At 70.3% G+C, this 23,014-nt stretch carries 26 protein-coding genes; 15 read left to right on the top strand and 11 right to left on the bottom strand.

The features are described 5' to 3' along the window. Nucleotides 1–41 precede the first annotated feature (41 nt). The 7 genes from EDF20_RS14540 to EDF20_RS14510 form a co-directional block, all read right to left on the bottom strand. A complete protein-coding gene (locus tag EDF20_RS14540) occupies nucleotides 42–1,259 on the bottom strand; it encodes an alcohol dehydrogenase catalytic domain-containing protein (protein ID WP_243833510.1) in 1,218 nt (405 codons plus the stop codon). Beyond that, the gene (locus EDF20_RS14535; protein WP_133739164.1) at nucleotides 1,256–2,023 is read right to left on the bottom strand and encodes an HAD family hydrolase; all 768 of its coding nucleotides are present in this window, start codon (nucleotides 2,021–2,023) and stop codon (nucleotides 1,256–1,258) included. Before EDF20_RS14535 ends, EDF20_RS14540 begins: the two co-directional genes overlap by 4 nt. Then, nucleotides 2,020–3,321 carry a TIGR03364 family FAD-dependent oxidoreductase gene (locus tag EDF20_RS14530; RefSeq protein WP_133739163.1) on the bottom strand — a complete coding sequence of 434 codons (1,302 nt, stop codon included), beginning with the start codon at nucleotides 3,319–3,321 and terminating at the stop codon, nucleotides 2,020–2,022. Before EDF20_RS14530 ends, EDF20_RS14535 begins: the two co-directional genes overlap by 4 nt. Next, on the bottom strand, nucleotides 3,318–5,048 hold the full coding sequence (locus tag EDF20_RS14525) for an ABC transporter permease subunit (protein WP_243833509.1): 1,731 nt from the start codon (nucleotides 5,046–5,048) through the stop codon (nucleotides 3,318–3,320). The genes EDF20_RS14530 and EDF20_RS14525 overlap by 4 nt, the downstream gene beginning before the upstream one ends. Nucleotides 5,049–5,053: 5 nt before the next feature. Next, a complete protein-coding gene (gene phnC / locus EDF20_RS14520; protein WP_133739161.1) occupies nucleotides 5,054–5,974 on the bottom strand; it encodes a phosphonate ABC transporter ATP-binding protein in 921 nt (306 codons plus the stop codon). Nucleotides 5,975–6,105: 131 nt separating this feature from the next. Then, nucleotides 6,106–7,038 carry a phosphate/phosphite/phosphonate ABC transporter substrate-binding protein gene (locus EDF20_RS14515; protein ID WP_133739160.1) on the bottom strand — a complete coding sequence of 311 codons (933 nt, stop codon included), beginning with the start codon at nucleotides 7,036–7,038 and terminating at the stop codon, nucleotides 6,106–6,108. Nucleotides 7,039–7,268: 230 nt separating this feature from the next. Further along, entirely contained in the window at nucleotides 7,269–8,240 is a 972-nt protein-coding gene (locus tag EDF20_RS14510; RefSeq protein ID WP_133739159.1) for an EamA family transporter, read from the bottom strand. A gap of 329 nt (nucleotides 8,241–8,569) precedes the next feature. Between EDF20_RS14510 and EDF20_RS14505 the strand changes: the two genes are divergently transcribed. Beyond that, a complete protein-coding gene (locus EDF20_RS14505) occupies nucleotides 8,570–9,055 on the top strand; it encodes an anthrone oxygenase family protein (protein ID WP_133739158.1) in 486 nt (161 codons plus the stop codon). Nucleotides 9,056–9,088: 33 nt separating this feature from the next. On the opposite strand, the gene EDF20_RS14500 is transcribed toward EDF20_RS14505, so the two are convergent. Next, nucleotides 9,089–10,210, bottom strand: a complete 1,122-nt coding sequence (locus tag EDF20_RS14500; RefSeq protein ID WP_133739157.1) for an alpha/beta fold hydrolase — start codon at nucleotides 10,208–10,210, stop codon at nucleotides 9,089–9,091. Between the two features lie 91 nt (nucleotides 10,211–10,301). Between EDF20_RS14500 and EDF20_RS14495 the strand changes: the two genes are divergently transcribed. From EDF20_RS14495 to EDF20_RS14470, 6 genes are all read left to right on the top strand, one after another. After that, on the top strand, nucleotides 10,302–10,946 hold the full coding sequence (locus EDF20_RS14495) for a TetR/AcrR family transcriptional regulator (protein WP_133739156.1): 645 nt from the start codon (nucleotides 10,302–10,304) through the stop codon (nucleotides 10,944–10,946). Between the two features lie 103 nt (nucleotides 10,947–11,049). Further along, nucleotides 11,050–11,907, top strand: coding sequence for a 3-hydroxyacyl-CoA dehydrogenase (locus EDF20_RS14490; protein WP_133739155.1), 858 nt, complete (start codon nucleotides 11,050–11,052; stop codon nucleotides 11,905–11,907). A 192-nt stretch (nucleotides 11,908–12,099) separates the two neighbouring features. After that, nucleotides 12,100–12,342 carry a hypothetical protein gene (locus EDF20_RS14485; RefSeq protein ID WP_133739154.1) on the top strand — a complete coding sequence of 81 codons (243 nt, stop codon included), beginning with the start codon at nucleotides 12,100–12,102 and terminating at the stop codon, nucleotides 12,340–12,342. Nucleotides 12,343–12,389: 47 nt separating this feature from the next. Further along, nucleotides 12,390–13,265 carry an aldo/keto reductase gene (locus EDF20_RS14480; RefSeq protein WP_133739153.1) on the top strand — a complete coding sequence of 292 codons (876 nt, stop codon included), beginning with the start codon at nucleotides 12,390–12,392 and terminating at the stop codon, nucleotides 13,263–13,265. 495 nt (nucleotides 13,266–13,760) lie between these two features. Next, nucleotides 13,761–14,558, top strand: a complete 798-nt coding sequence (locus tag EDF20_RS14475; RefSeq protein WP_133739152.1) for a DUF3800 domain-containing protein — start codon at nucleotides 13,761–13,763, stop codon at nucleotides 14,556–14,558. 188 nt (nucleotides 14,559–14,746) lie between these two features. Then, nucleotides 14,747–15,058 carry a metalloregulator ArsR/SmtB family transcription factor gene (locus EDF20_RS14470; protein WP_235491489.1) on the top strand — a complete coding sequence of 104 codons (312 nt, stop codon included), beginning with the start codon at nucleotides 14,747–14,749 and terminating at the stop codon, nucleotides 15,056–15,058. A gap of 69 nt (nucleotides 15,059–15,127) precedes the next feature. On the opposite strand, the gene EDF20_RS14465 is transcribed toward EDF20_RS14470, so the two are convergent. Beyond that, the gene (locus EDF20_RS14465) at nucleotides 15,128–15,529 is read right to left on the bottom strand and encodes a MerR family transcriptional regulator (protein WP_056260024.1); all 402 of its coding nucleotides are present in this window, start codon (nucleotides 15,527–15,529) and stop codon (nucleotides 15,128–15,130) included. A 95-nt stretch (nucleotides 15,530–15,624) separates the two neighbouring features. On the opposite strand from EDF20_RS14465, the gene EDF20_RS14460 reads away from it, so the two are divergent. From EDF20_RS14460 to EDF20_RS14445, 4 genes are all read left to right on the top strand, one after another. Next, nucleotides 15,625–16,617, top strand: coding sequence for a bile acid:sodium symporter (locus EDF20_RS14460; RefSeq protein WP_133739151.1), 993 nt, complete (start codon nucleotides 15,625–15,627; stop codon nucleotides 16,615–16,617). Nucleotides 16,618–16,657: 40 nt separating this feature from the next. Further along, entirely contained in the window at nucleotides 16,658–16,975 is a 318-nt protein-coding gene (locus EDF20_RS14455; RefSeq protein WP_082486590.1) for a thioredoxin family protein, read from the top strand. 74 nt (nucleotides 16,976–17,049) lie between these two features. Beyond that, nucleotides 17,050–17,403, top strand: coding sequence for a metalloregulator ArsR/SmtB family transcription factor (locus EDF20_RS14450; protein ID WP_056260029.1), 354 nt, complete (start codon nucleotides 17,050–17,052; stop codon nucleotides 17,401–17,403). Beyond that, entirely contained in the window at nucleotides 17,400–18,080 is a 681-nt protein-coding gene (locus tag EDF20_RS14445) for a cation transporter (RefSeq protein ID WP_056260030.1), read from the top strand. Before EDF20_RS14450 ends, EDF20_RS14445 begins: the two co-directional genes overlap by 4 nt. 12 nt (nucleotides 18,081–18,092) lie before the next feature. Here the strand turns inward: EDF20_RS14445 and EDF20_RS14440 are convergent, their stop codons facing one another. After that, nucleotides 18,093–19,013, bottom strand: a complete 921-nt coding sequence (locus EDF20_RS14440) for a cation diffusion facilitator family transporter (protein WP_056260032.1) — start codon at nucleotides 19,011–19,013, stop codon at nucleotides 18,093–18,095. A 1-nt stretch (nucleotide 19,014) separates the two neighbouring features. Further along, entirely contained in the window at nucleotides 19,015–19,368 is a 354-nt protein-coding gene (locus EDF20_RS14435; RefSeq protein WP_191330333.1) for a metalloregulator ArsR/SmtB family transcription factor, read from the bottom strand. A gap of 658 nt (nucleotides 19,369–20,026) precedes the next feature. On the opposite strand from EDF20_RS14435, the gene EDF20_RS14430 reads away from it, so the two are divergent. Genes EDF20_RS14430 through EDF20_RS14415 form a run of 4 tightly spaced genes read left to right on the top strand, consistent with a single transcriptional unit; the run spans nucleotide 20,027 to nucleotide 22,956 of the window. After that, nucleotides 20,027–21,268, top strand: coding sequence for a M23 family metallopeptidase (locus EDF20_RS14430; protein ID WP_133739150.1), 1,242 nt, complete (start codon nucleotides 20,027–20,029; stop codon nucleotides 21,266–21,268). A gap of 2 nt (nucleotides 21,269–21,270) precedes the next feature. Continuing rightward, entirely contained in the window at nucleotides 21,271–21,945 is a 675-nt protein-coding gene (locus tag EDF20_RS14425) for a thioredoxin domain-containing protein (protein WP_123571444.1), read from the top strand. Next, nucleotides 21,938–22,276, top strand: coding sequence for a hypothetical protein (locus EDF20_RS14420; protein WP_123571445.1), 339 nt, complete (start codon nucleotides 21,938–21,940; stop codon nucleotides 22,274–22,276). The genes EDF20_RS14425 and EDF20_RS14420 overlap by 8 nt, the downstream gene beginning before the upstream one ends. Nucleotides 22,277–22,284: 8 nt before the next feature. Then, nucleotides 22,285–22,956 (top strand): copper resistance CopC family protein, encoded by a 672-nt coding sequence (locus tag EDF20_RS14415; RefSeq protein ID WP_133739149.1) that lies wholly within the window; start codon nucleotides 22,285–22,287, stop codon nucleotides 22,954–22,956. Nucleotides 22,957–23,014 lie beyond the last annotated feature (58 nt).

Genomic DNA, 23,014 nt, shown 5'->3' with positions numbered 1-23,014 from the left:
AACACGAGGAGGCGGCGGCGCGACCGCGCGGGAGAGCCCGGTCAGGCCGGGCGAACGCCCACCCGCACCGAGCCGCCCGCCGCGGCAGCCGTGATGCCGGCGTCGAGGTCGGCCAGCGCCACGGTCTCGCCCACGAGCTCGGCGAGCGGCCAGGCCGCGTGCCGCTCCTCGACGAAGCGGGCCGCCGCGACCAAGTGCCGCGGCGCGTAGTTGTGCACGCCCCGGATCGTCACGAGCCGCCGCACCACGCTCTCGGCGTCGAGCGGCACGGCCGGCGCGGGGAACACGCTGCCGACGAGCACGGCGACCCCTCCTGTCCCGAGCAGGGCGAGCGCGGAAGCGACGGCGTGCGGCGATCCGGACGCCTCCACGGCCACGAGGGGGGCGCCTCCTGCGGTGCGGAGCGCGTGCTCGACGCTGTCGTCCGATCCGGGCGCGACGGTGGGCGACGCCGTGGCGACGGCCCCGAAGCGGACGGCGAGCGCACGACGAGACGCATCGGGGTCGACGACGACGACGCGTGCCCCGGCGTCCGTCGCCATCGCGGCGGCCGTGAGCCCGATGAGCCCCGCTCCGAGCACGAGCACGACGGCCCCGGCGAGGTCGACGACCTGCGCCGCCGAGTCGAGGGCGGCCCGCGCGGTCGCCGTGCCGCACGAGACGGGGGCGAGCAGCGCGGCGTCGAGGTCGTCGGCGACGGGGACGACTGCGGTGCCGGCGCGGACGTGGACGTGCGTGGCGAAGCCGCCGCTGAGCTCCCAGCCCGTGATGAGCCGTTCGTGCCCGTACTTGAGCACCGACTCGCACTTCTGGGGCAGGCCCCGCCCGCAGGTCGAGCAGCGCCCGCAGCTGACGGTGAGCGACCAGACGACCCGCTGCCCGGGCACGAGGGGCGTCCCGTCGACGGCCACCGCCCCCGCGCCGACCGCGACGACCCGGCCGACCTGCTCGTGGCCGAGCACGAGCGGCGCCGGGGCCCCGCGGTCGCCGCGGGTCGTGTGCACGTCGGAGCCGCAGATCGTGGCCAGCTCCACCTCGACGAGCAGGTCCCCCGGGGCCAGGTGCACGCTCGGCACCGCGACCGCGTCGTGCGGGCGACCGGGCTGCGTCCAGACCATCGCCGTGGGCGCCGGGTCGAGACGCAGGTCGACGCGTCCGGACGGCGCTCCCGTCGACGCGGCCCGCGCCTCCTCGCCGGCCAGGGCCACCGAGCGCGGCGGGCGCGTCGTGCGTGCCGAGCGCGAGGAGGCGGTCGTCACGAGACCAGGACCGGGCTCGCGGTCGCCGTCGCCGTCGCGGTCGTGAGCAGGCCCGCGAGCTGCGGCAGCCCCGCCAGCTCGCGCACGCTGTCGAGCACGACGTCGGCGCCCGCCACGAGCAGCTGCTCGCGCGTGTGCGCACCCGTCGTGACGCCGACGACGAGGCCGGCGCCCGCGGCACGACCCGAGAGCACATCGCTCGCCGTGTCGCCGACGACGACGACCGAGGCGACCGACGACGCGCGCGTGCGGAGCAGCGCCGTGAGCACGAGGTCGGGCGCGGGGCGCCCACGACCCGCGTCGACGGGCGACAGCGCCGCGTCGACCTGCCAGCCGAGGGCGTCGAGCAGGCGGTCGCGCGTGGCGGGGGCGAAGCCGGTCGTGAGGACGACGGCGACACCGCAGGCACGCAGCGCGTCGATCAGGTCGCCCGCCCCCTCGATCGGGTCGACGCCGAGCTCGTCGACGAGCTCTCCGTAGGCGACCTCGAACTGCTCGGCGGCGCGCTGCGCGACCTGCTCGTCGCCGCCGGCCAGGTGCCGGAACACGTCGATCTTCGACTGCCCCATCGTGTCGCGGACGTGCTTCAGCGCCTCCTCGCGGGTCAGCGACGGGCCGAGGTCGACCCGGTCGGCGGTGCGGACGAAGGCCTGCTCGACGATGCCGTCGTCGACGACGGTCGTGCCGGCCATGTCGAGCACGACGAGCTCGACGAGCTCGACGGCGGGCGCAGCGGGACGAGAGGAGGTGGTGGTCGTGCTCATGAGCGGCTTCCTGTCAGGACGGAGGGGAGAGGTGCGGAGTCGCCGGAGGACGAAGCGGCGGACGGGAGGGCGGACGAGGCGGCAGGCGAGGCGATGGGCGAGAGCGCCGCGTCGCGCCCGCCGTCGAGGTGGTTGCCGACGATGTGCTCGGCGAGCCCGAGGCCGGTGGTCATGCCGATCCCCGTGGCGACGACGGTCACGAGCACGCCCGGCTCGACCTCGTCGACGACGAACTCGTCGCGGCCCGAGGCGTAGACGCCCTGCCAGCGCTCGGTGACGACGGGCTCGGCGCCGAACAGCGCCCGGAACTCGTCGAGGAACGCCACGGAGGCGCGCTCGTCCTGGAACGGCGAGATCGCCGCGCCCTTCTGGTGGCTGTCGCCGACGACGACCGAGCCGTCGGGCAGCTGCGTGTACATCTGGTTGAGGTCGAGCGCGGCGAGGTCGGGCCGGTCGGCGTGCAGCCTCGCCCGCACCTGGTCGGCCGCGGCCGTGCCGGCGAACGCGCTGTAGCGGATCAGCGACCACCCGGTCAGCAGCGGCGCGACGAGCGGCCGCGCGAGGTCGGCCCGCACGCGGAGCATGTCGAGTCCGCAGCGCTGCAGCTCGGCGCGCTCGGCGAGGTCGGGCAGCAGCTGGTCGAGGTCGTGGTTCGTCGCGACGACCACGGTGCCGGCGTCGATGGGTCCGCGGCTCGTCTCGACGCGCCCGCTGCGGACCGACCCGACGGAGGTGCGGGTCAGGAAGCGCACCCCTCGCGACTCGAGGTGCCTGCGGATCGCGTCCGCCGCCTCCCTCGGATCGACCTGCAGGTCGTACGGCAGCAGCGCGCCGCCGAGCGTGACGCCCGGCGAGACGGGCGCGAGCGCCCGGAGCTCGCGCTCGTCGAGCGGCTCGATCTCGGGCCGGTCGCCGAGCACGCGCTCGGTGCGCGCGGCGGCGAGCTCGTCGAGCAGCGCGAGCTCGTCGGCGTGCCGGGCGGCGACGAGCGTGCCGCGCTCGGAGGCCCAGAACCCGGCGTCGCGGGCGAGCCGCAGCCACAGCCCGCGGGCCGTGAGCGCGTGCCGGCGGGCCTCGCCGCTCTGCGGGGTCAGGCAGAGGTGGCCGAAGTTGCGGATCGTCGAGCCGCCGATCACGACCGAGCGGTCGACCACCAGCACCGACAGGCCGCGGTCGACGGCGGCGAGCGCCGCCCCCAGGCCGACGATGCCCGAGCCGACGACGACGACGTCGTGGGCAGGCGCCGCGTGCGCGGCGGGTACCCCAGGCGCGGCGTGCAGGTCGTGCCGGGCGCTCATCGCAGCACCTTCCGCATCCACATCGCGAGCCCCTCGACGGCGAGCACGGTGACGAGGATCATCAGCACGATCGCGGTCACGGCGCCGTAGTTCGACCCCTGGCTGGCGTTGAGCAGGTAGTAGCCGACTCCCCCGGCCCCGACGATGCCGAGCAGCGTCGCCGCACGGATGTTCGTGTCGAGCATGTAGAAGGTGTGGCCCACGAGCGCACGGGTGCCCTGCGGCAGGGTCGCGCCGGCGTAGACCTGCAGGCGGGTGGCGCCGGTGGCGGCGAGCGCGCGCTCGGGGCCGGCCGACACCTCCTCGAACGAGTCCGCGATCAGCTTGCCGAGCAGGCCGACGCCGCCGAGCGCGAGGGCGAGGGTGCCCGCCTGCGTGCCGAGGCCGGTGACGACGATCAGCACGATGGCGAGGATCACCTCGGGGACGCCTCGGATCCCGACGAGCAGCAGGCGCATGCCGCTGCGCATCCCCCGGCTCGGCGCGACGTTGCGGGCGGCGAGCGAACCGATCACGACGGAGGCGACCAGGGTGAGCAGCGTCGCGGCGAGCGCGATGGCGATCGTCTCGCCCATCGCGGCGACCATGGTCGACGTCTCGTAGCTGCCGAAGGAGGGCGGCCAGAACTGGACGGCGACGGCGGGCACGCCGCCCCACACGGTGACGAGGTCGGACCAGGCGACGTCGCAGACGAGCACGCTCGCGACGACGACCGCCACCGCGATCGCGCCCCACGACGTGTTCCGGACGCGGGTGCGGTCCCAGGGGCGGCGCAGCATGCTGTCGACCGAGACCGGCGCAGCGGCGTCGGGGACGACCGCGGCGGACGCCCCGGGCGTGCGCCTCCTCGTGGCGCGTCGCACGACGCGGTCCCCGAGGCCGCGACCGGTGGGCGCGACGCCGAGCATGGCGGCGCGCACCGAGCTGGAGACGATCTCCATGACGACGCAGAGCACGAAGATGACGAGCGCGTAGCCGAGCCCCAGTCCGTAGTCGAGCGACTTGAAGGCGAACGACATCTCCATGCCGAGGCCGACCACGCCGACGTAGCCGAGGATCACGCTGCCGCGCAGGTTGATGTCGTTGCGGTGCAGCACGGTCGCCACCCACGAGGGCAGCACCTGGGGCAGCACCCCCGCGGTGAACTGCTGCAGGCGGGTGCCGCCGGCGGCGCGGACGGCGGTGCGCGGCCCCTCGTCGATCTGCTCGATCGCGTCGGCGAAGAGCTTCGAGATCATGCCGACCGAGTGCAGGCCGATCGCCAGGATGCCCGGCAGCGTGCCGAGCGAGAAGAGCAGCACGAACACCATCGCGAGCACGACGTCGGGCACGGCGCGGGCGAGCACCGTCACGAAGCGGGCGGCGGCACGCCAGACGGGCCCGGGCGTGGTGTTCGAGGCGGCGAGCACCGCGACCGGGACAGACAGCACGGCGGCGAGCAGCGTGCCGCAGATCACGAGGCCGAGCGTCAGCGCCGTGAGCTGCAGCAGCTCGCCGAGCGGCGGGAACTCGATCGCCCCGACCCTGCCGAAGAAGCGCTCCGCGTTCGACCAGCTCTGCAGCATGCGGGCCGGGTCGATCTCGACGCTGCGGAGCGCCACGACGCTCAGCCCCAGCAGGGCGACGATCGTGAGGCCGGCGGCGACCCGCTCGGGCGAGACCCGACGACGAGGAGGCGCGGCGACGGGCGCGAGGACCGAGTCGGTCGTGCGCGGGCGCTCGGTCACGGCGGTCATCGGACGGCGTCCCCGGAGGCGGCGGCGCCTGCGGCGCTGCCGGTGCCTGCAGCGCTGCCAGCCCCGGCCAGCTCCAGCTCGATGGCCTCGAGCTCGCCGGTGCTGGTCGCGACGCGACCGTAGATCTCCATGACCTGGGCCTTCGACAGCCCCTCGGTCTCGGTGTCGAGCACGACCGCGCCGTGCCGGAGCCCGACGATGCGGTCGGCCCACGAGAGCGCCAGGTCGACCTGGTGCAGGCTGCAGATCACGGTCAGGCCCTCGTCGACGGCGATCTCGCGGATGAGCGCCATCACCTGGTCGCTCGACTCCGGGTCGAGGGAGGCGACGGGCTCGTCGGCGAGCAGCACCTGGGGCCGCTGCATCAGCGCCCGGGCGATGGCCACGCGCTGCTGCTGGCCGCCCGAGAGGGTGTCGGCACGCTGGTAGGCGCGCTCGAGCAGGCCGACGCGCTCGAGCCGGGCGAGCGCCTCGGCCCGGGCCGGGCGTCCGTACGACCAGAGGCCGAGACGCGGGCCCCGCACGGCGGCGAGCGAGCCGGTGAGCACGTTCTCGAGCACCGTGAGCGAGGGCACGAGCTCGAACTGCTGGAAGATGAAGCCGACCTCGCTGCGCAGCTCGCGGAGGGCGCGGCCCGAGAGCGCGGTGACCTCGCGTCCGAGCACGTGCACGGTGCCCGACGTCGGCCGCTCGAGGCCGTCGACGTGCCGCAGCAGCGTCGACTTGCCCGAGCCGGAGAGGCCGAGCAGCACCACGACCTCGCCGCGCCGGACGTCGAGCGACGCGCTGTCCAGGGCCGTCGTCGTGCCGAAGCGCTTGGTGATGCCCTCGAGCGAGACGACGATCTCGGCGGGGGCGGCGGCTGAGCCGGGAGCGGAGGGAGCGGCCGGGGCGGCGGGGTCGGCGTGCGGGGTCATGACGTCTCCAGGGGGCTGGGCGGTGCGGGCGGCGCGGCATGCGAGGTGCGCGGTGCGGTGCGGGAAGTGCGGATCGCGGGAGGCGCGGCGACGGTCGGGACCGTCACCGCGCCTCCTTCAGGCAGAGGCCGTCAGGCCTGGCACTGCGTGGCGTTCGTCGCCTCGCAGATGTCGCGGATCTGGTCGTAGTACGCGTCGTCGACCGGCGTGGTCTGGAAGAACACGGCACGGAAGCCCTCGCTGTCGGCGCTCTCGATGCCCGCGGCGACCATGTCGTCGGCGGTGACGTCCGAGAGGATGTCCTTCAGCTGCTGCTTGACGTCGTCGGGCAGGGTGTCCGACTCGACGATCGGGGCGCCGGGCACCATCTGCTCGTCGATGACCTCGACGGCGTCGCTCTTCTCGACCTCGCTGTCCTCCGCGAAGCCGGCGTCGCACTCGGTGCCCTCGCCGACCTTCTGCACGCTGACGTCGTGCTTGCCCGCGAAGACGGGGGTGATGTCCTTCTCCGGGTCGATGCCCGCCTCGAGCAGCGCGTAGCTCGGGAACAGGTAGCCCGAGGTCGACGACGGGTCGACGAAGCAGATCTTCTTGCCTGCCATGTCGTCGATCGACGTGATGTCGCTGCCCTTCGGCACGATGGCCTGCGAGTAGTAGCCGGGCTCCTGGCCCTCGGCCGTGGTGATCGACGAGATCGGGGTCAGCTCGGCGCCGTTGTTCGTGGCGGTCACGTAGGTGAAGCCCGAGAACGACGCGACGTCGATCTGGCCGGCGATGCTCGCCTCGATCAGCGCAGCGTAGTCGGTCGACTCGTGGTACTCGACGGTCTTGCCGGTCTCCTGCGCGATGTAGTCCATCAGCGGCTGGTAGTTGGTCTCGGTGTCGACCGAGTCGGGAACGACGCCGAAGACGAGGGTGCTCGAGTCGACCGCGTAGCCGGCGGCGTCGTCGGGCGACCCGGTGCCCTCCGCGGAGGAGGCGGCGGTCGAGCAGCCGGCGAGGGCGGTGGCGAGCAGCGCGGTGCCGGCGAGGGCGATCGCGGCGCGGGAGCGGCGGAGGGTCATGACGGCCTTTCGGAGGGGAGCTGGACGTCACGATGCTGACACGCGGTCGGCCGACATAGGAACCTATCTCGGGGCTAGTTCAGGCAGAGTTCACCTCTTGTATGCCGAACCTGGCGCGCAGGTGCCCGCTGCGCGCGGACGGATCGTCGAGATGACGCTCCGGAGGCGTCGGGCGGGGCACGATGCCCCCGACGCGTCACCTGGATCGCCGCGATGCGATGCGGCGCCGCTCAGAGGGCGAGCAGCGCGATGCCGCCCAGCACGACGACCGACGCCGTGAGCCGCTTCGCCACGGACCCCTCGCGCAGCACCAGGGCCCCGAACACCGCGACCATCACGACGCTCGTCTCGCGGGCGGGGGCGACGAGCGCGACCGGCGTCGTCTGGATCGCGACGAGCACGAGGATGTACGACATCGGCGACAGCACCCCGAAGGCGAGCACGCGCGGCCAGTGCGCCCTGACGACGTCGAGCAGCTCGCGGCGTCGACGGCCGAGCGTCGCCGTGTAGAACAGGACCTCGACGGCCGTCACCCCGACCATGAACGACACCGGCGAGAGCTCCCAGGTGCGCAGGGCGTGGGCGTCCCAGATCGTGTAGGAGGCGATGGCCAGGCCGGTCAGGAGGCCCCAGGCGATGCCGGGGTCGAGCCACCGCCTCCTGCGGGGTGCCGCGTCCGCGCTCGGCGCGGGTGCCTCGGCGGACCCGCCGATCGACGCTGCAAGGGCGGTGTCGTCAGCGATCGCGGCAGCACCGTCGACCGGCGCGGGTGCCTGCCGGGGGCGACGGTCGACCAGGCCCGTCGCGACGACGCCGGCGACGACGACCGCGATGCCGATCGCGGCGAGCGCCGACAGCCGCTCGCCGAGCAGGAGGACGGCGAGCACGGCGCTGACGGCCGGGCCGGTACCGCGGGCGGTCGCGTAGACCGTGGAGAGCGACCCGGCGGCGTAGCCGCGCTGCAGCACGACCATGTAGACGACGTGCAGCACCGCCGAGACTCCCGCGCCGAGGGCGAGGCCCCCGACGCTGCCCCCGAGCCCGCCCGTGAACGGGACGACGGGCAGCCAGAGCACGGCGCTGGCGACGGCGCCCCACCAGAGGAACGGCGTGCCGATGCGGCTGACCCCGTGGGCGACGACGTTCCACGAGGCGTGGCAGACGGCCGCGGCGAGCACGAGGAGGAGAGCTGTGCCGGACATAGGATCGGACCCTTCGACCCGACGCAGGGCGCGTCGGCAGGATCCTCCAGGCTTTTGTCCGTTCAGATGACGGCGGGGCGGTGGCGCCCGGCCGTGGCGCCGCTCGGACCAGTCGGATCGCGAGATCCCGGAACCCTAGGCGCTGTCGGTCGGGACCCTAGCAGGCGCGCCTGACGCGTCGGTTATTCGGATCCACCTGTGCTGCCGAGGGCGGGTCTTCCCGCTCGAGGGCGGGTCGCCGCGGACCCGCCCTCGGCGTACGAGGCCCGCCCTCGGCGTACGAGACCCGCCGTCGACGGCTGTTCACGTCGGCTCGCTAGCCTCCGGCCATGAGCGGACTCGTGCCTGACCTCGTCGCCGTCGTCGCGCTGCTCACGAACGGTCTCGTGGCGGGCCTCTTCTTCGCCTTCGTGGTCGCGGTGTCGCCGGGGCTGCGCCGGGTCGACGACGTCGCCTTCACCGGGGCGTTCCGCGCGATCAACGCGGCGATCCTGCGCCCGGCGTTCCTCGTCGTGTTCGTCGCGGCACCCGCCACCGCGGTGCTGCTCGCGGTGCTGCACGTCGTGGACGGCAGCTCGGCGAGCGCGTGGGCCGTCGGGGCGGCGGCCGCCTCGGTCGCCACCTTCGTCGTCACGGTCGCGCGCAACGTGCCGCTGAACGAGGCGCTCGCTCGGGCTGACGTGTCCGGACCGACCTCGGCGAGCGCCGCGCGCCGTGCGTTCGAGCCGCCGTGGACCCGCTGGAACAGCGTCCGCACGCTGACGGGCGTCTGCGCCGTCCTCGGCCTCGCGGCCACCGCGGTCGCGGCCGCCTGACGCGTCTCGGCGACAGGCAACGGCCGGCTCGGGCTAGGCCCCCGCCGAGCCGAGCGCGATCGCCTCGCGCAGGTCGGCGGCGAACTGCTCCGGCCGCTCCCACGCGGCGAAGTGCCCGCCCGCCGAGTGCTCGTGGAACGCGCGCACGTCGAAGAGCCGCTCGGCGAACGACCGCGGGGCGTTCGCCAGGTCGCCGGGGAAGATCGACAGCACGGCCGGCACCGGCGCCTCGACCCGCTCGTTGGTGGAGGGCTCGCGCAGCGCGTAGGCGCCGAACGACGTGCCGATCGTGCCCGTGAACCAGTAGGCAGAGACCCACGTGAGCACGTCGTCGTCGCTGAAGACCGCCTCCATGCCGCCCTCGACCGAGCGGTCGCTCCACGACCAGAGCTTCTCGCCGATCCACGCGAGCAACCCCGCCGGGGAGTCTCCGAGAGCGACGGCGAGCGTGCCCGGCTTGGTCGCGTGCTCGTGGGCGTAGCCGCCCTCGGTCGCCTGCCACTGCTCGCGGCGGTCGGCGTAGGCGCGCTCCTCGTCGGTGAGGTCGTCGGGCAGCTCGGCGGCGAGGTGCCCCTGCGGCACGTCGGTCAGGTGCACGGCCGAGACCGCGTAGCCGTGCCGGCGCAGCAGCGCCTCGGCGACGCCGGCCCCGATGTCGCCGCCGCTGACCACGTACCGGTCGTGCCCCAGCTGCTGCATCGCGGCCGCGACCACGTCGGCCATGTCGACGCCCGACATGCCCCCGGCAGCCGAGGAGGCGCTGAACGGGTACCCGGGCAGGGCCGGCACCACGACCGTCGCGTCGCCGAGCAGCGGCAGGACCTTCTCGAAGCGCAGCACCGAGTCGGGCCAGCCGTGCAGCAGCACGACCACCGGGGCGTCGGGCGCACCGCGGCGGTGCACGACGCGGAGCGGCGTCGGGCCGTCGACCACCTCCCACGGCAGGTCGAGGACCCGCTGCTCGTGCACCCGCCAGTCGTATCCGTCGGCCCAGCGCGCGAGCAGCCGCTCGAGCCACGCGGCGTCCACGCCGTGCCGCGGCTCGAGCCCCGCGGGCAGATCGACGCGTCGTCGGCGGGCGAGGCGTTCCCGGAGGTCGGCCACCGCCTCCTCGGGGACGCGTTCCGGGGCTGCGCTCTGCGCGTTCGTCTGCACGGCCGCACCCTACGACCACGGGCCGACACCGCGCTCCGCGCCACCAGAACGGGGTCTGGCCGCGGACGCCACCACCTGGTGAGGTGGATCAGTGACCGACGTGCCCTCGCTCCCCCGCCCTGCCTCCCCCCTCGACGAGGACACCGAGCTGCGGGTCCGCGTCGTCGAGGCGGTGATCGTCGCGTTCCGCAGCCGGGCGTTCCACGAGACCGACGTCGACGTGGTCTCCGAGCTGGCCGACGTGCCCGTCGAGACGGTGCGCGGGCTCTTCCCGAGCTGGAACGGCCTCGTCATGGCCGCCGTCGACCGGTGGAACGCCGAGCGCATGCGGCCGGTCATCCCCCTCATGCACGCGCACGGCACCGTGCGGTTCCTCCGCGGGATCGTGGAGCGCAACGTCCACGACCCGTCGCTGATGCGCCTCCTCACCTCGCTCCTGAACGTCGCCGCGACGCCGGGGCACCCCATGGCGCCGACCCTGCAGCACGAGTGGCGCAAGTTCCACGCCCTGATCCTCGGCGGCCTCACCGTCGACGTCGAGGTCGGGCGCGAGCCGGAGACGATGGACCCGGTCCGCGGGGCCGAGCAGCTCATCGCCCTCTACGAGGGGCTCCAGATGCAGTCGATGGTGCGGCCCGAGATGGACCTGCCGGCCTCGTACGACCGGGCCGTGACGCGCCTCCGCGCCGGCTGGTCGCAGGACTACGTCGAGCAGATCTGGGACCTCGACAGCTGATCGTCGGCGGCTGTCTACCGACAGCTCCCGTCCGGTCGCGGAGGAGTACACCTCGATGAGGCAGGGCGCCACGACGCGCGCCCCCTCGAGAGACAGGAACCCCATGACCACCTTCAGCCACGTCACCGTCGTCGGCGCCGGCGTCCTCGGCGCCCAGATCGCCTTCCAGATCGCGAGCCACGGCGTCGCGGTCCGCGCCTGGGACGTCGACGACGACGCCGTCACGGCCGCCCAGGCGCGTCTCCGGTCGATCGTCGAGCAGTACGTCGGCGACCTCGGCGACGAGCACCGGCAGGCAGCCGAGGAGGCGGTGGCCGGGATCGCCTTCACCACCGACCTCGCCGAGGCGGTCGCCGACGCCGACCTCGTGGTCGAGGCCGTGCCGGAGGCGCTCGAGCTCAAGCAGGGCGTCTACGCGCGGCTCGCCGCCGCGGCGCCCGAGCGCACGATCTTCGCGACGAACTCGTCGACCCTGCTGCCGAGCCAGCTGGCCGACGCGACGGGCCGCCCCGAGAAGTTCCTCGCGTTGCACTTCGCCAACCACATCTGGCGGCAGAACACGGCCGAGATCATGGGCAGCCCGCGGACCGACCCTGCCGTCTTCGACCAGGTCGTGGCCTTCGCGGGCGAGATCGGGATGGTGCCGATCCCCCTCCACAAGGAGCAGCCCGGCTACGTGCTCAACTCGCTGCTCGTGCCGTTCCTCGGCGCCGCGTCCGAGCTCGTCCTGCGCGGCGTCGCGGACCCGGAGACGATCGACGCCACCTGGCGCATCGGCACGGGTGCCCCGATGGGGCCGTTCCAGATCTTCGACGTCGTCGGCCTGCGGACCGCCTACGCGATCTCGGCGGCCAGCGACGAGGAGGGGGCCCAGCTCTGGGCGGACCACCTCAAGACCAACTACCTCGACCAGGGCAAGCTCGGGGTCGAGTCGGGCGAGGGCTTCTACTCGTACCGGTGAGCGGTGCGGGCCGGTGAGGGTGCGGGGCCGTGCCGGGCGTCGCCGAGGGCCCGGCCGCTCGGCGGGGCGGCGGGCGCCGGGGCGCCGACTCGGCACAGTGGCGTTGGATGGACGGGTGATCTGGACAGCTCCCCTCTCGTCCCCTCTGTGCAGTCGGACGCGCCTGGCGGCTCCTGTCCGGAGGAGGGACCGGTGACGGTGGAGGCGACAGCGGCCGCGGTGGGCGCCGTCCTCTTCATGGTGGTGGGACTCGGCCTCGTGCTGTTCCGTCACCCGGTGGCGCGGCAGATGCAGCGTGAACGCAAGCGGCTCGGCCTCCACCTCGGCTCGGAGAGCCAGCCGGGCATGCTGCTCGTGGTCGGCCTCTTCTTCGTCGCTGGGTCGGTCGTCGTCCTGCTTGCGACCTTCACCGACCTGTTCACTGGCTCGGCGTAGCTTCCCCGTCTGATCCCGGGAAGAACGTCGAGGAGCAGACTGCGTCCATGACCGACACCACCACGAACCGTCCCGCCACCGCCTCCGGCACCTTCAGCATCGGTGGGGACCTGCCCACCACCCGCCTCGGCTACGGCACCATGCAGCTCACCGGCCCCGGGGTCTGGGGCGAGCCGAGCGACCGCGACGAAGCCGTCCGCGTCATCCGCCGCGCCGTCGAGCTCGGCGTGACGTTCTTCGACAGCGCCGACGCCTACGGTCCTGCCGTCACCGACGGCCTCCTCCGCGAGGCCCTCCACCCCTACGCCGACGACATCGTCATCGCCACCAAGGTCGGCAACACCCGCCAGGGCCCCGACCAGTGGACTCCCCTCGGCGTCCCGGCCTACCTCCGTCAGCAGGTCGAGATGAACCTCCGCCACCTCCACGTGGAGCGCATCGACCTCCTCCAGCTGCACCGCATCGACCCGAACGTCCCCCTCGAGGACCAGATCGGCGAGCTGGGCGCACTGCGCGACGAGGGCAAGATCCGCCACATCGGCCTCAGCGAGGTCAGCATCGACGAGGTGAAGGCGGCACAGGCGGTCGCCCCGATCGTCTCCGTGCAGAACCTCTTCAACCTGACCGACCGCTCCGCCGAGCCGCTGCTCGACTGGGCGACCGAGAACGGCCTGGCCTTCATCCCCTGGTTCCCGCTCGCCACCGGCGGCCTCACCGGTTCGGACAGCCCGCTCACGAAGCTCGCCGAGCAGCACGAGGCCACCCCGGCGCAGCTGGCCCTCGCCTGGCTCCTCAAGCGCTCGCCCGCGATGCTGCCGATCCCCGGCACGTCGAGCATCGCCCACCTCGAGGACAACCTCGCCGGCGCGACCATCGAGCTCACCGACGCCGAGTTCGACGCGCTGACGGACGCGGTGAGCTGACCCGAGACTGCGTCTCGGATCCCTCCGGAGCACGCGAGACGAGAAAAGCCCCGGAACCCAGTGAGGCTGGGTTCGCGGGGCTTTCTCGTGGCGGGTTGTTTGCACAACCTCGCGATCCCTCTGAACTCGGGCTTGCTCGCGAAGCGGCAGGCTGAGTTTCCCCCGAGCACCTCGCCATTTTCCCCCGGCCAGGTACTGCGTCGCTCTGAGGCCTGCTGAACGCGTCGCCCGCGGGCGACCGTGTTGGCGTCGAGTTCGGGCCTGCCCGCGCTGAAGGTCCCGTCGTGTGTCAACGCAACTCCCGCCTCGTGCTTGCTCCTGTTCATGGCCATGCCATGCGCGGCTCGACTGCGGAGACCTGCGTGAACTCGTGGCACACCTTGACTGAGACGCCGACACGAGGGACGTCCGCCACGCAAGTGACAACCCTTCAAGTAAAATCGATCTGCTTGGAGCTGCCCCGGGGGTTGGTTCTACGACCGACCGGGGAGATCGATGCCGCACTCATTCACGCCTAGGACAGCGCCGGCGACACCGCGCAAGAAGGCGCTCGCGTTCGTCGACGAGACAGGTGACCGTGGCACCGGACCGAACGCATCACGGTTCTTCAGCATGGCCGGCGTGGTCGTAGCCGAGGAGGACTACGCAGCCCTGTCAGCGGCCATCATCGGGATCAAAGCCCGCTTCGGGGTCGAGAAGGCCAAGCCCCTCCACTGGAAAGATCACGTCAAGACCTTCGATCGCCGCCAGTTCGTCACGCGTGAGCTGAGCAGCATCCCAGGGCTCATCGTCAACTACGTCATCTTCGAGAAGGCCGCCATCCCCCACACGGCCGGCATGCGCTCGGATCAGTCGACGTTCTACAACTACACGGCAGGGCTGATGATGGAGCGACTGCTGCTCACTGGCCAGTATTGGCCCGGCCAGACTCGGGATGTTCGCGTCTCGTTCGGTCACGTCCGAGGTTTCGATCACGACAAGACACTCGACTACTTCCGCATCAAGAAGGAGCAAGGCCAGGGCCCGGCCCGGTGGTCGCTCCTGGAGGGGACTCCGAGGTTCCTCGCGATGTCGACGAACTCCGGGATGCAAGCGGCCGACCAGTACGCCGGCATGCTCAGTGCCGCCATGAACGTGGACCGATTCGGCGGCTACGAGGCGCAGCACTTGCTGTCCATCAGACCGCAGATCCGACGATCCTCGTCGGGCTCGAGCGCGGGCTACGGCTTCAAGACCATGACACAGCAGGTGACCCTGCAGAGCTACCCCTGGTGGCCCGCTGGAGGTCTGTAAGACGACGAACGGCCAAGGAGCCCGGGGCACCTCAACTGGATGTCCAGAAGGGTTTGACAGCAAACCTGGCGTTGTCCCCGTGGCCTCTTGACCGTTCGTGTGATCTAACTTATCACGCAGCCTGAAAATTCCTCGGATGCCGACAGCTGGACCAGAGCAACTCCTAGCAAGTGAGGGGCTCCGAGGCGATTCGAGCATCCACGGCCCCTCGGAGCGGACGGACCGCATCAGTCGTCCAGGCCCTCAAAGCTGTCGCTGACCCGGCGCCGCTCAGACTGCTCTCGATGGTGGCATCTCAACCCGGCGCGGAGGCGTGCGTGTGCGACTTGATGGATCCACTCGGACCTTCCCAACCCACCGTCTCGCACCATCTCAAGGTTTTTGTCGATGCGGGCACGCTCCACCGTGAGAAGCGTGGCACACGGGCATATTTCTCTTTGAATCCTGGCGCGCTCGATTCCCTTGCAGGCCTCCTAAGCTCCACCTCCTCTCGCGATTGACAGCTGCCAGTCACTGACCGGCCGTCGCCGCGTTCGCCTGGGACTACACGCGACTGCGTGAGTCCCCGATCACCTCATACCGCGGAGAACGCACTCAGTTGAGCAACGCGCCTCCCGGTCGGGACACTCGGCCAGGTCGTGCTCGGCACGAGCAAGGCGCGACCGGAGCCGGTCGAGCCGGGCCTGCTTCTCCTCGATCTGACGCACCTGCTCAGCCAGAAGTGGGCGCAGCGCTTCTCGGACGTCGGTGCAGGACGTCGATTCCATGGTGTTGAGGTGCGCGCCGATCTGGTCGAGGGGCAGGCCGAGTTCTTTGCTGGCTTCGATCAGGTCGAGCCGACTGAGAACGTCCGGGCTGTAGTCGCGGTACCCGTTGTGGGCCCTGGCAGGGGTCAAAAGCCCGATGGACTCGTAGTAGCGGAGCGCCGTGGCGGGGACGCCGCTGCGCTTGCTGACCTCGGAGATTCGCACACCGCGACCCTAGAGCTGCTGGCGCCGCTTGGCCTTCGAGCGGCTCGAACCTCTACGGTCACTGACGTGCCTTCCTCCTCCACACCAGTCCAGCTGTGAACGCCATCGTCTCCTGGCTCGAACACCGGCAGATCGGCCTCTACCTGGTGGCGATCCTGGCTGCCGGCGTCGTCGGCCTCACCGTGCCGGGAGCACACCACCTAGAAGGAGCGATCGAGCCCGTGCTCGCGCTGCTGCTGTTCGCGACGTTCCTCGGGGTCCCGTTCGCCGCGATCGGGAAGTCCCTCCGCGACGGACGGTTCCTCGCCGCGGTAGGGGTGCTGAACTTCGTCGTCGTCCCCCTCGTCGCGTACGGGCTGTCCCGGTTCGTCGCGCACGAGCCGGCACTGCTGTTCGGGGTGCTGCTGGTGCTGCTGACCCCATGCATCGATTACGTGATCGTGTTCGCCGGCCTTGCCGGCGGCGCGTCAGAACGACTCCTCGCCGCTGCACCGCTGCTGATGCTGGCGCAGATCCTGCTCCTGCCGTTGTACCTGCTGTTGTTCATCGGCCCCCAGGGCGTCGCCGCGGTCGAGATCGGCCCCTTCGCCCGCGCGTTCCTCCTCTTGATCGTCGTCCCGCTCACCGCGGCCGCACTCGTGCAGGCACTCGCCCGGCGACACCGATCCGGGGTCGTCATCGAGCGGACGATGCTGGGCCTGATGGTGCCGCTGATGATGGCGACCCTGTTCACCGTCGTGGCCTCGCAAGCCGGAGCTGTCGGAGACTCCCTGGGGCAGCTGCTCGTGCTGGTGCCGATCTACGCCGGGTTCCTCGTCGTCATGGCAGGCCTCGGCATCGGCGCCGGCCGCATCTTCCGACTCGACGTGCCAGCCACCCGAGCCCTCGTGTTCAGCGGTGCGACCAGGAACTCGCTCGTGGTCTTGCCGCTCGCACTGGCCCTGCCGGCGTCACTATCGCTTGCTCCGGTGGTTGTCGTGACGCAGACACTCGTCGAACTCATCGGCATGGTGATCTTCGTCCGACTCATCCCTCGCCTCGTGCCAAGCCGACGTCATCCACCCCCGCAGGAACGAGCACGTCGGTGACATAGGTCCCGGATATTCGATCTGCGTTTATCGTCTAGGAATGCAGATCACCTTGCAGTTTTTCGATGGGTGCCCGAACTGGGAAACCACAGCCGAACGGCTCGCCGCCATCGAGTCCGAACGGGAGGACTTGACCGTGATCCGGCAGGTCATCGAGACACAGGCGGACGCAGAAGCGTCAGACTTCCGCGGATCACCGACAGTACTCATCGACGGCACGCCACTTTTCCCTGTCCCGGATGCCCCACCCGGCTTAGCGTGCCGGGTCTACCTCACGCCCGACGGGCTTGCTGGTTCTCCCTCTTCTGATCAGCTTCGCGCTGCCATCTCTTCATTCGCGCGCACGGCTGGTAGTTAGCGCACCGAGACCCACTGCCTGGCAAACGATGAGTGGCCAAACCATCGCGTCAGCAGTGACTGTATAGTCAGTGCATGCTGACTCTTTCTTCGCGTGTCGACGTCATGAACCGCCTCGGGCGGGCCATGGCCGATCCGACGCGATCGCGCATCCTGCTGCACCTCCTTAACCAGCCCGGCTACCCCGGCGCTCTGGCAGAGCAGCTCGATCTCACACGGTCCAACGTGTCGAACCACCTGTCGTGCCTCCGCGGTTGCGGCATCGTCGTTGCCGTCCCCGAGGGCCGGTCGACCCGCTACGAGATCGCTGACGCTCACCTCACCAAAGCACTCACCGCGCTCGTAGACGTTGTGCTCGCTGTCGACGACGGAGAGCCCTGCACCGACGACAGCTGCGACGTCCCCCTCTGCTGCGGAACCGGCGCATGACCACGGCCGCGCTTCCTGCCCTGCTCGCCCCGGCCCGCCGGCTCCTACTGCAGCGCCGCATTCGGATCATCGTCGCCATCACGATCACGTACAACGTGATCGAGGCGATCGTCGCGATCGCCGCCGGCACCGTCGCCTCCTCGACGGCCCTGATCGGGTTCGGCCTCGACTCGATCGTGGAGGTGCTCTCGGCCGCCGCGATCGCGTGGCAATTCACCGCCCCCGACCCGGAGAAGCGGGAACGGGTCGCGCTGCGCGTCATCGCCGTGTCGTTCTTCGGCCTCGCCGCGTACGTGTCCGTCGACGCGGTGCTGGCCCTCACCGGCATCCGCGAGCCCGACCACTCCCCCGTCGGCATCGTGCTCGCCGCGGTCAGTCTCGCGATCATGCCGTTCCTCAGCCTGGTCGAGCGCCGCACCGGCACTGAGCTTGGCTCGGCGTCCGCCGTGGCCGACTCGAAGCAGACCCTGATCTGCTCGTACCTGTCGGCGGCGGTCCTCGTCGGCCTCGTGCTCAACCTCGCGTTCGGCTGGACCTGGGCTGATCCAGTGGCGGGACTCGTCATCGTCGTGTTCGCCGTCCGGGAGGGCCTCGAGGCTTGGCGCGGTGACGCGTGCAAGACACCCGTGTCGGCCCTGACGGGCGAGCGCCAGGTCGAGGCCTGCGATTGCTGCTGACCCTGGGGAAGCTCAGACGTGGGTGTGGTGCTCGTGCTGAGCGTGCTGGGCGGGCTCGATCTGGAAGGTCGAGTGCTCGACCTTGATCGAGAAGTGTTCAGCGACGCACTTCTGGAGGTCGTCGAGGATCTGAGGTGCGTGCCCGTCTTGGAAGCAGGAATCCTCGACGGTGACGTGCGCACTCAGGATCGGCAGCCCCGTTGCCACGAGCGAAGCGTGCAGGTCGTGGACCTCGGTGACGTGTGGCAGCTCGAGCATGTGAGCCCGAACGTCGTCGAGGTCAAGGCCGATGGGGGTCGATTCCATCAGCACCCCCGTTGTCTCGCGGAGCAGCTTGATGGTGCGGGGAATGATGAGCACGGCGATGAGCATTCCGGCGAGTGCGTCGGCTTGGCCCCATCCGGTGGTCATGATGATCAGGGCGCTGGCGATAACGGCCACTGAGCCGAGGGCGTCGTTGACGACCTCGAGGAACGCTGCCCGCATGTTCATGTTGGCCGAGCGGCCGGCAGTGAGAACAGTGATGGACACGATGTTCCCCACAAGTCCGATGATGCCGAAGATCAGCAGCTCAGAAGAGGGCACAGCAGGAGGCTCGAACAGGCGCCGGACGCCTTCAACGAGAGCGAAGAGGCCGACTGCAAGGAGCACCGTGGCTTGGGCCGTAGCGGCGAGGACTTCCGCTCGCTGAAAGCCCCATGTTCTTTTGGACGTTGCGGCTCGCTTCATGAGGGTGGCTGCGAGAAGCGCCATGAAGAGGCCGCCGGCATCGGTGAGCATGTGGGCTGCGTCGACCAGGAGCGACAGGCTTCCCGTGATGATCGAGCCGATGACTTCGACGATCAGGATCGAGGTGGTGATCCCGAAAGCGATGGCGAGGCGGCGGCGGTGGTCGGTGCCGCCGGGTGCCGCGTGATCGTGGCCTGCGCCCATGTCAGTGTCCTTCGTGGTGGTGACGGTAAGCGGCGCCGACGGAGTGCTCGGCTTGGAAGATGGCGTCTTGCACGAGCTTGCTGGCGTGATCGTTGACGAGCCTGTAGAAGACACGGTTGCCGGCCTGACGCGTCGAGACCATCCGGGCCATCCGGAGCTTGGCGAGGTGCTGAGATACAGCCGTCGGCGACTTGTCGACGATGTCGGCCAAGTGGTTCACCGATAGCTCTTCGTCGCGGAGAGCAAGGATCATCCGGACACGGGTTGCGTCGGCAAGCATGGAGAACACTTCGACGGCGAGTTCCACGAACGCGTCATCCGGGTGAAGCTCCTCTTGATGCGTATCTTCGTGCATGCGAAGATGGTCACACGACGTTGCCTCGATGTCTAGAGTCTTGGGGCAGTTCTGCAGCGACGTACCCCTGTTGTTGATTAGCCTTTGATCAGACCTAGCCCTGGAAGGAGGCGTGATGTTCAGAACTACGTCCGGCGCCTCCCGTTCACGGTGGTCCGTCGGGGTCTGGGCACTGTTGCTGTCCATCACAGCCGCGACCCTCGCAGCAGTTCTGGGCATCCACACCCTCGGCGACAACGCCTTCTCCGGCGGGGTGCAAGCCGCGTCGAGCGTGACGCAGGCCGTGTCGGTCGACGACCCGGCCCCTCGAGACTCTTCCCTCCCTCCACTGTCAGTCGGCGACGAGGCCATGACCGGGCTCACTGACAGCGGTGGAGTTCTGGCCTGTACCCTCCTGGCCCTCCTCTGCGTGGTGACTCTCGCTGTTGCCCTGGTGCGGATGCGGGGCGCAGCCGCCCGAACGCTCGATCCACTCGCCGGCCCCGACTCAACAGTGCCCTCCGTCCCGGATGCGCGACGCCCGGCGATCGTGAGCCTTACCGTGCTGGGCATCTCCCGAATCTAGACACTCCCCGATCGCGACCTGCGCGTCGGCGGACGATGACGATCAGTCATCAGGCGTTCGGCGTGCTCCTTCGAGACCGAGGACACCCCTTACATGCTTCGCATCGTCAGGGTGACTGCGCCGGCCCTTGTAGCCGTTCTCGCCGCCACCTTTCTTACCGCCACCCCTTCTCGCGCTGCGGCCTATCCAACCTGGGATGACGTCATCGCCGCCCGCTCAAACGAGGCGGCGACCGCCGACAAGATCACCGAATTGACCGGCCTACTGGATGGCCTCCGGCAACAAGCCGAGACGCTGACCACTGCAGCCGATCAGCGTGGCCTTGAGCTTCAAGAGGCTCAGGATGCCGCTGACGCTGCAACGGAAGCCCTTCGTTCCCTTTCTGACGACGTTGCCCGCGCCGAGCAGGACGCCGACAATGCAGAACGGCAGATCAGCCAGTGGGCTGCGTCGCTGAGCCGTGCCGGCGGGACCGATGTGTCGATGAACATCGCCGTCGCCGGCGGCGACGCCGATGACCTGCTTTCCCGGCTCGGAACGGCCTCGCAGCTGACGAAAACCTCGAACCGGATGCTAGAAAACGCGACCGCGAAAGCGAACACCGTCAGCAGCCTTCGCGATCAAGCTCAAGTCGCAACGACCGAACGGGACCGACTCCAGGGTCTCGCGCAGACAGCCCGCGACGACGCGCTTGCCGCGGCGACCACCGCGCAAGCCGCCGTCGCGGAACAAGAGACACGGAGCATCGAGCTCGAGGCTCAGTTGGCCGTGTTGAAGCAAGAGACTGCCACCGCCGAACAAGGGTACGCAGCGGCCGAAGCCGCGCGAGCCAAGGCGGCCGCCGAGGCGGCAGCTCGCGTCGCCGCCGCCCGCGCAGCATCAGCGGCGACACCTGCGCCTGCAGCCCCCACATCCTCTGCCGTGTCGCCTTCGGGATGGACGATGCCGATCACGGCGTACTCGAGCTATCAGGCCTACGGCATGCGCATCCACCCGGTCCTGGGCTACCCGAAACTGCACGCTGGGGCTGACTTCGGGGCCTCCTGCGGAAACGCGATCTACGCCGCCACCTCGGGCACCGTCACCTATGCCGGCGCCTACGGCGGATTCGGGAACCTCATCACCGTCACATCTGCCGGCGGGGTGTCGACCAACTACGGCCACATGTATTCCTCTGGCGTTCAAGTCCGTGTCGGCCAGCAGGTCACCGTCGGTCAGCAGATCGCCCAGGTCGGCAATGCCGGCCTGTCGACGGGTTGCCACCTCCACTTCGAGCTCCGCCAGAGCGGAGCCGCCACCGACCCCATCGCCTACCTCAGAACCAAGGGAGTCTGACCATGGTCAAAAACCAGTTCATCGTCGCCGTCATCGCGCTCATCGTCACAGCCGCTGTCGTTGTCACGGTCATCATCTTTAACAGCACCCGCACCGACACCGCGCAACCCCTCGCGGCCGACCCCACGATCGCACCGGCCAATGCGGAGGTCGTTCGTGATGACACCCGCTACCTCGACCAGGTGGAGGGTGATGCCGTCACCGTCGTGGAGTTCCTGGACTTCGAGTGCGAGTCGTGCGCGGCCATGTACCCGTACGTGGAGCAGGTCCGGGAGAAGTACGCCGGGCAGATCAACGTCGCGGTCCGCTACTTCCCGATCCCGTCGCACCGGAACTCTGAGAACGCGGCCGTTGCCGTCGAGGCCGCTGCCGAGCAGGGCCAGCTCGAGGCGATGTACGGCCGCATGTACGAGACCCAGGCCGAATGGGGCGAGAAGCAGGAATCAGAAGCAGCCCTGTTCCGTACGTTCGCTGAGGACCTTGGGCTCGACATGGCGGCGTTCGACGAGGCGGTGGCCGACCCGGCGACCCTGGAGCGTGTGGTCGCCGACCGGGCGGAGGGCACCGCGCTCGGAGTCACCGGCACCCCGACGTTCTTTGTCGACGGTCAGATGATCGAACTCACCGCCGTCGACGACCTCGACAAGGCAGTGGAAAGCGCAGTCGCCGGTGGCTAGGAACCGCGGGCGCGCCCGGAAAGCGCAACCCGTCGCTGCTCCCCCGCCGAACCTCCGCACGCTGGCCGTCCTCGGGCTGCTGCTGGCCTGCATCGCAGGCCCGGTCGGTTTCGTCGTCAGCCTTGTCGCGTTCATCCGCTCGCGTCGAGCAGGTGAAAAGAACACGGTCGCTTTGGTCGGGATGATCGTTGGCCTGGCCACGACTGCGGCGTTCGTCGCTGGGGTCATCTACTTCCAAGCCGTCTTTGCCGGCCAGACCGGTGTCTGCGCCGAGCTCGGCCCCGGCGACCACGACGGCGCCTTCGGCACCTTCACCTGCCCCGAGAACTGAGAAAGCCCATGACCTTCCCCCCTCTTCGAAACCTCGTGACGGCACTGTTCGTCATGCTCGCCCTCGCTGCTGGCCTCGCTGCTGGCCTCGCCGTCCTGGACGCTCGGCCCGCTGCCGCCCATGACGCACTCGCCCAAGCAGTTCCCGCGGCTGATGAGACCGTGACGACCGAACTGTCCTCGGTGACCCTGACATTCTCGGAAACACCGTTGGCTGAGTTCGCGAACGCCATCGCGTTGAACGTCACCGACCCCGCCGGGACTTCCATCACCACAGGCGCCCCCGTGGCGGAAGGAACAACCCTCTCTGTTCCCGTCGAGGTCACCGAGGCAGGTCTCCACACCGTGACGTGGCAGAGCGTGTCGAGTGACGGACACACCATCTCCGGCACCTACACCTTTACCTACGCCGGCCCCGTCGCCGCAGCTGCCCCTACGACACCGGCCCCCGCCGCGAGCACACCCGCCGCTTCGCCCTCCGCCACGGCAGAACCGACGGCACCAGATCCGACTCAGACGGCCGCTGGGCCCGCCTCGACCAACAGCATTCCACTCATCATTGGGGTGACGACATTCGCTGCGTTGATGTTGATTCCCTTGATCGTGGTCCGCCTCCTTCGAGCCCGCCGCCGGAAGAAGGCCGAGATAGCGGCCCCGGAGACAGCTGGCACTGAGGAGTGAGCACGCCACTTCATGCTCGCCGCATCACGAGCAATCCCCGACCAGGAATCACCCTGGT

The sequence above is a fragment of the Frigoribacterium sp. PhB116 genome (assembly GCF_004364285.1).
Taxonomy (GTDB): Bacteria; Actinomycetota; Actinomycetes; order Actinomycetales; family Microbacteriaceae; genus Frigoribacterium.
The sequence above is the reverse complement of the archived record's forward strand: the minus strand, read 5'-3'. Positions and strand labels throughout refer to the sequence as shown.

What these genes read in the sequence shown, in the direction of transcription:
- EDF20_RS14535 (WP_133739164.1), bottom strand. Translation starts at nt 2,023, where the DNA reads ATGAGCACGACCACCACCTCCTCTCGTCCCGCTGCGCCCGCCGTCGAG.
- EDF20_RS14530 (WP_133739163.1), bottom strand. Translation starts at nt 3,321, where the DNA reads ATGAGCGCCCGGCACGACCTGCACGCCGCGCCTGGGGTACCCGCCGCG.
- phnC (WP_133739161.1), bottom strand. Translation starts at nt 5,974, where the DNA reads ATGACCCCGCACGCCGACCCCGCCGCCCCGGCCGCTCCCTCCGCTCCC.
- EDF20_RS14515 (WP_133739160.1), bottom strand. Translation starts at nt 7,038, where the DNA reads ATGACCCTCCGCCGCTCCCGCGCCGCGATCGCCCTCGCCGGCACCGCG.
- EDF20_RS14510 (WP_133739159.1), bottom strand. Translation starts at nt 8,240, where the DNA reads ATGTCCGGCACAGCTCTCCTCCTCGTGCTCGCCGCGGCCGTCTGCCAC.
- EDF20_RS14505 (WP_133739158.1), top strand. Translation starts at nt 8,570, where the DNA reads ATGAGCGGACTCGTGCCTGACCTCGTCGCCGTCGTCGCGCTGCTCACG.
- EDF20_RS14490 (WP_133739155.1), top strand. Translation starts at nt 11,050, where the DNA reads ATGACCACCTTCAGCCACGTCACCGTCGTCGGCGCCGGCGTCCTCGGC.
- EDF20_RS14480 (WP_133739153.1), top strand. Translation starts at nt 12,390, where the DNA reads ATGACCGACACCACCACGAACCGTCCCGCCACCGCCTCCGGCACCTTC.
- EDF20_RS14475 (WP_133739152.1), top strand. Translation starts at nt 13,761, where the DNA reads ATGCCGCACTCATTCACGCCTAGGACAGCGCCGGCGACACCGCGCAAG.
- EDF20_RS14455 (WP_082486590.1), top strand. Translation starts at nt 16,658, where the DNA reads ATGCAGATCACCTTGCAGTTTTTCGATGGGTGCCCGAACTGGGAAACC.
- EDF20_RS14450 (WP_056260029.1), top strand. Translation starts at nt 17,050, where the DNA reads ATGCTGACTCTTTCTTCGCGTGTCGACGTCATGAACCGCCTCGGGCGG.
- EDF20_RS14445 (WP_056260030.1), top strand. Translation starts at nt 17,400, where the DNA reads ATGACCACGGCCGCGCTTCCTGCCCTGCTCGCCCCGGCCCGCCGGCTC.
- EDF20_RS14440 (WP_056260032.1), bottom strand. Translation starts at nt 19,013, where the DNA reads ATGGGCGCAGGCCACGATCACGCGGCACCCGGCGGCACCGACCACCGC.
- EDF20_RS14435 (WP_191330333.1), bottom strand. Translation starts at nt 19,368, where the DNA reads ATGCACGAAGATACGCATCAAGAGGAGCTTCACCCGGATGACGCGTTC.
- EDF20_RS14430 (WP_133739150.1), top strand. Translation starts at nt 20,027, where the DNA reads ATGCTTCGCATCGTCAGGGTGACTGCGCCGGCCCTTGTAGCCGTTCTC.
- EDF20_RS14425 (WP_123571444.1), top strand. Translation starts at nt 21,271, where the DNA reads ATGGTCAAAAACCAGTTCATCGTCGCCGTCATCGCGCTCATCGTCACA.
- EDF20_RS14415 (WP_133739149.1), top strand. Translation starts at nt 22,285, where the DNA reads ATGACCTTCCCCCCTCTTCGAAACCTCGTGACGGCACTGTTCGTCATG.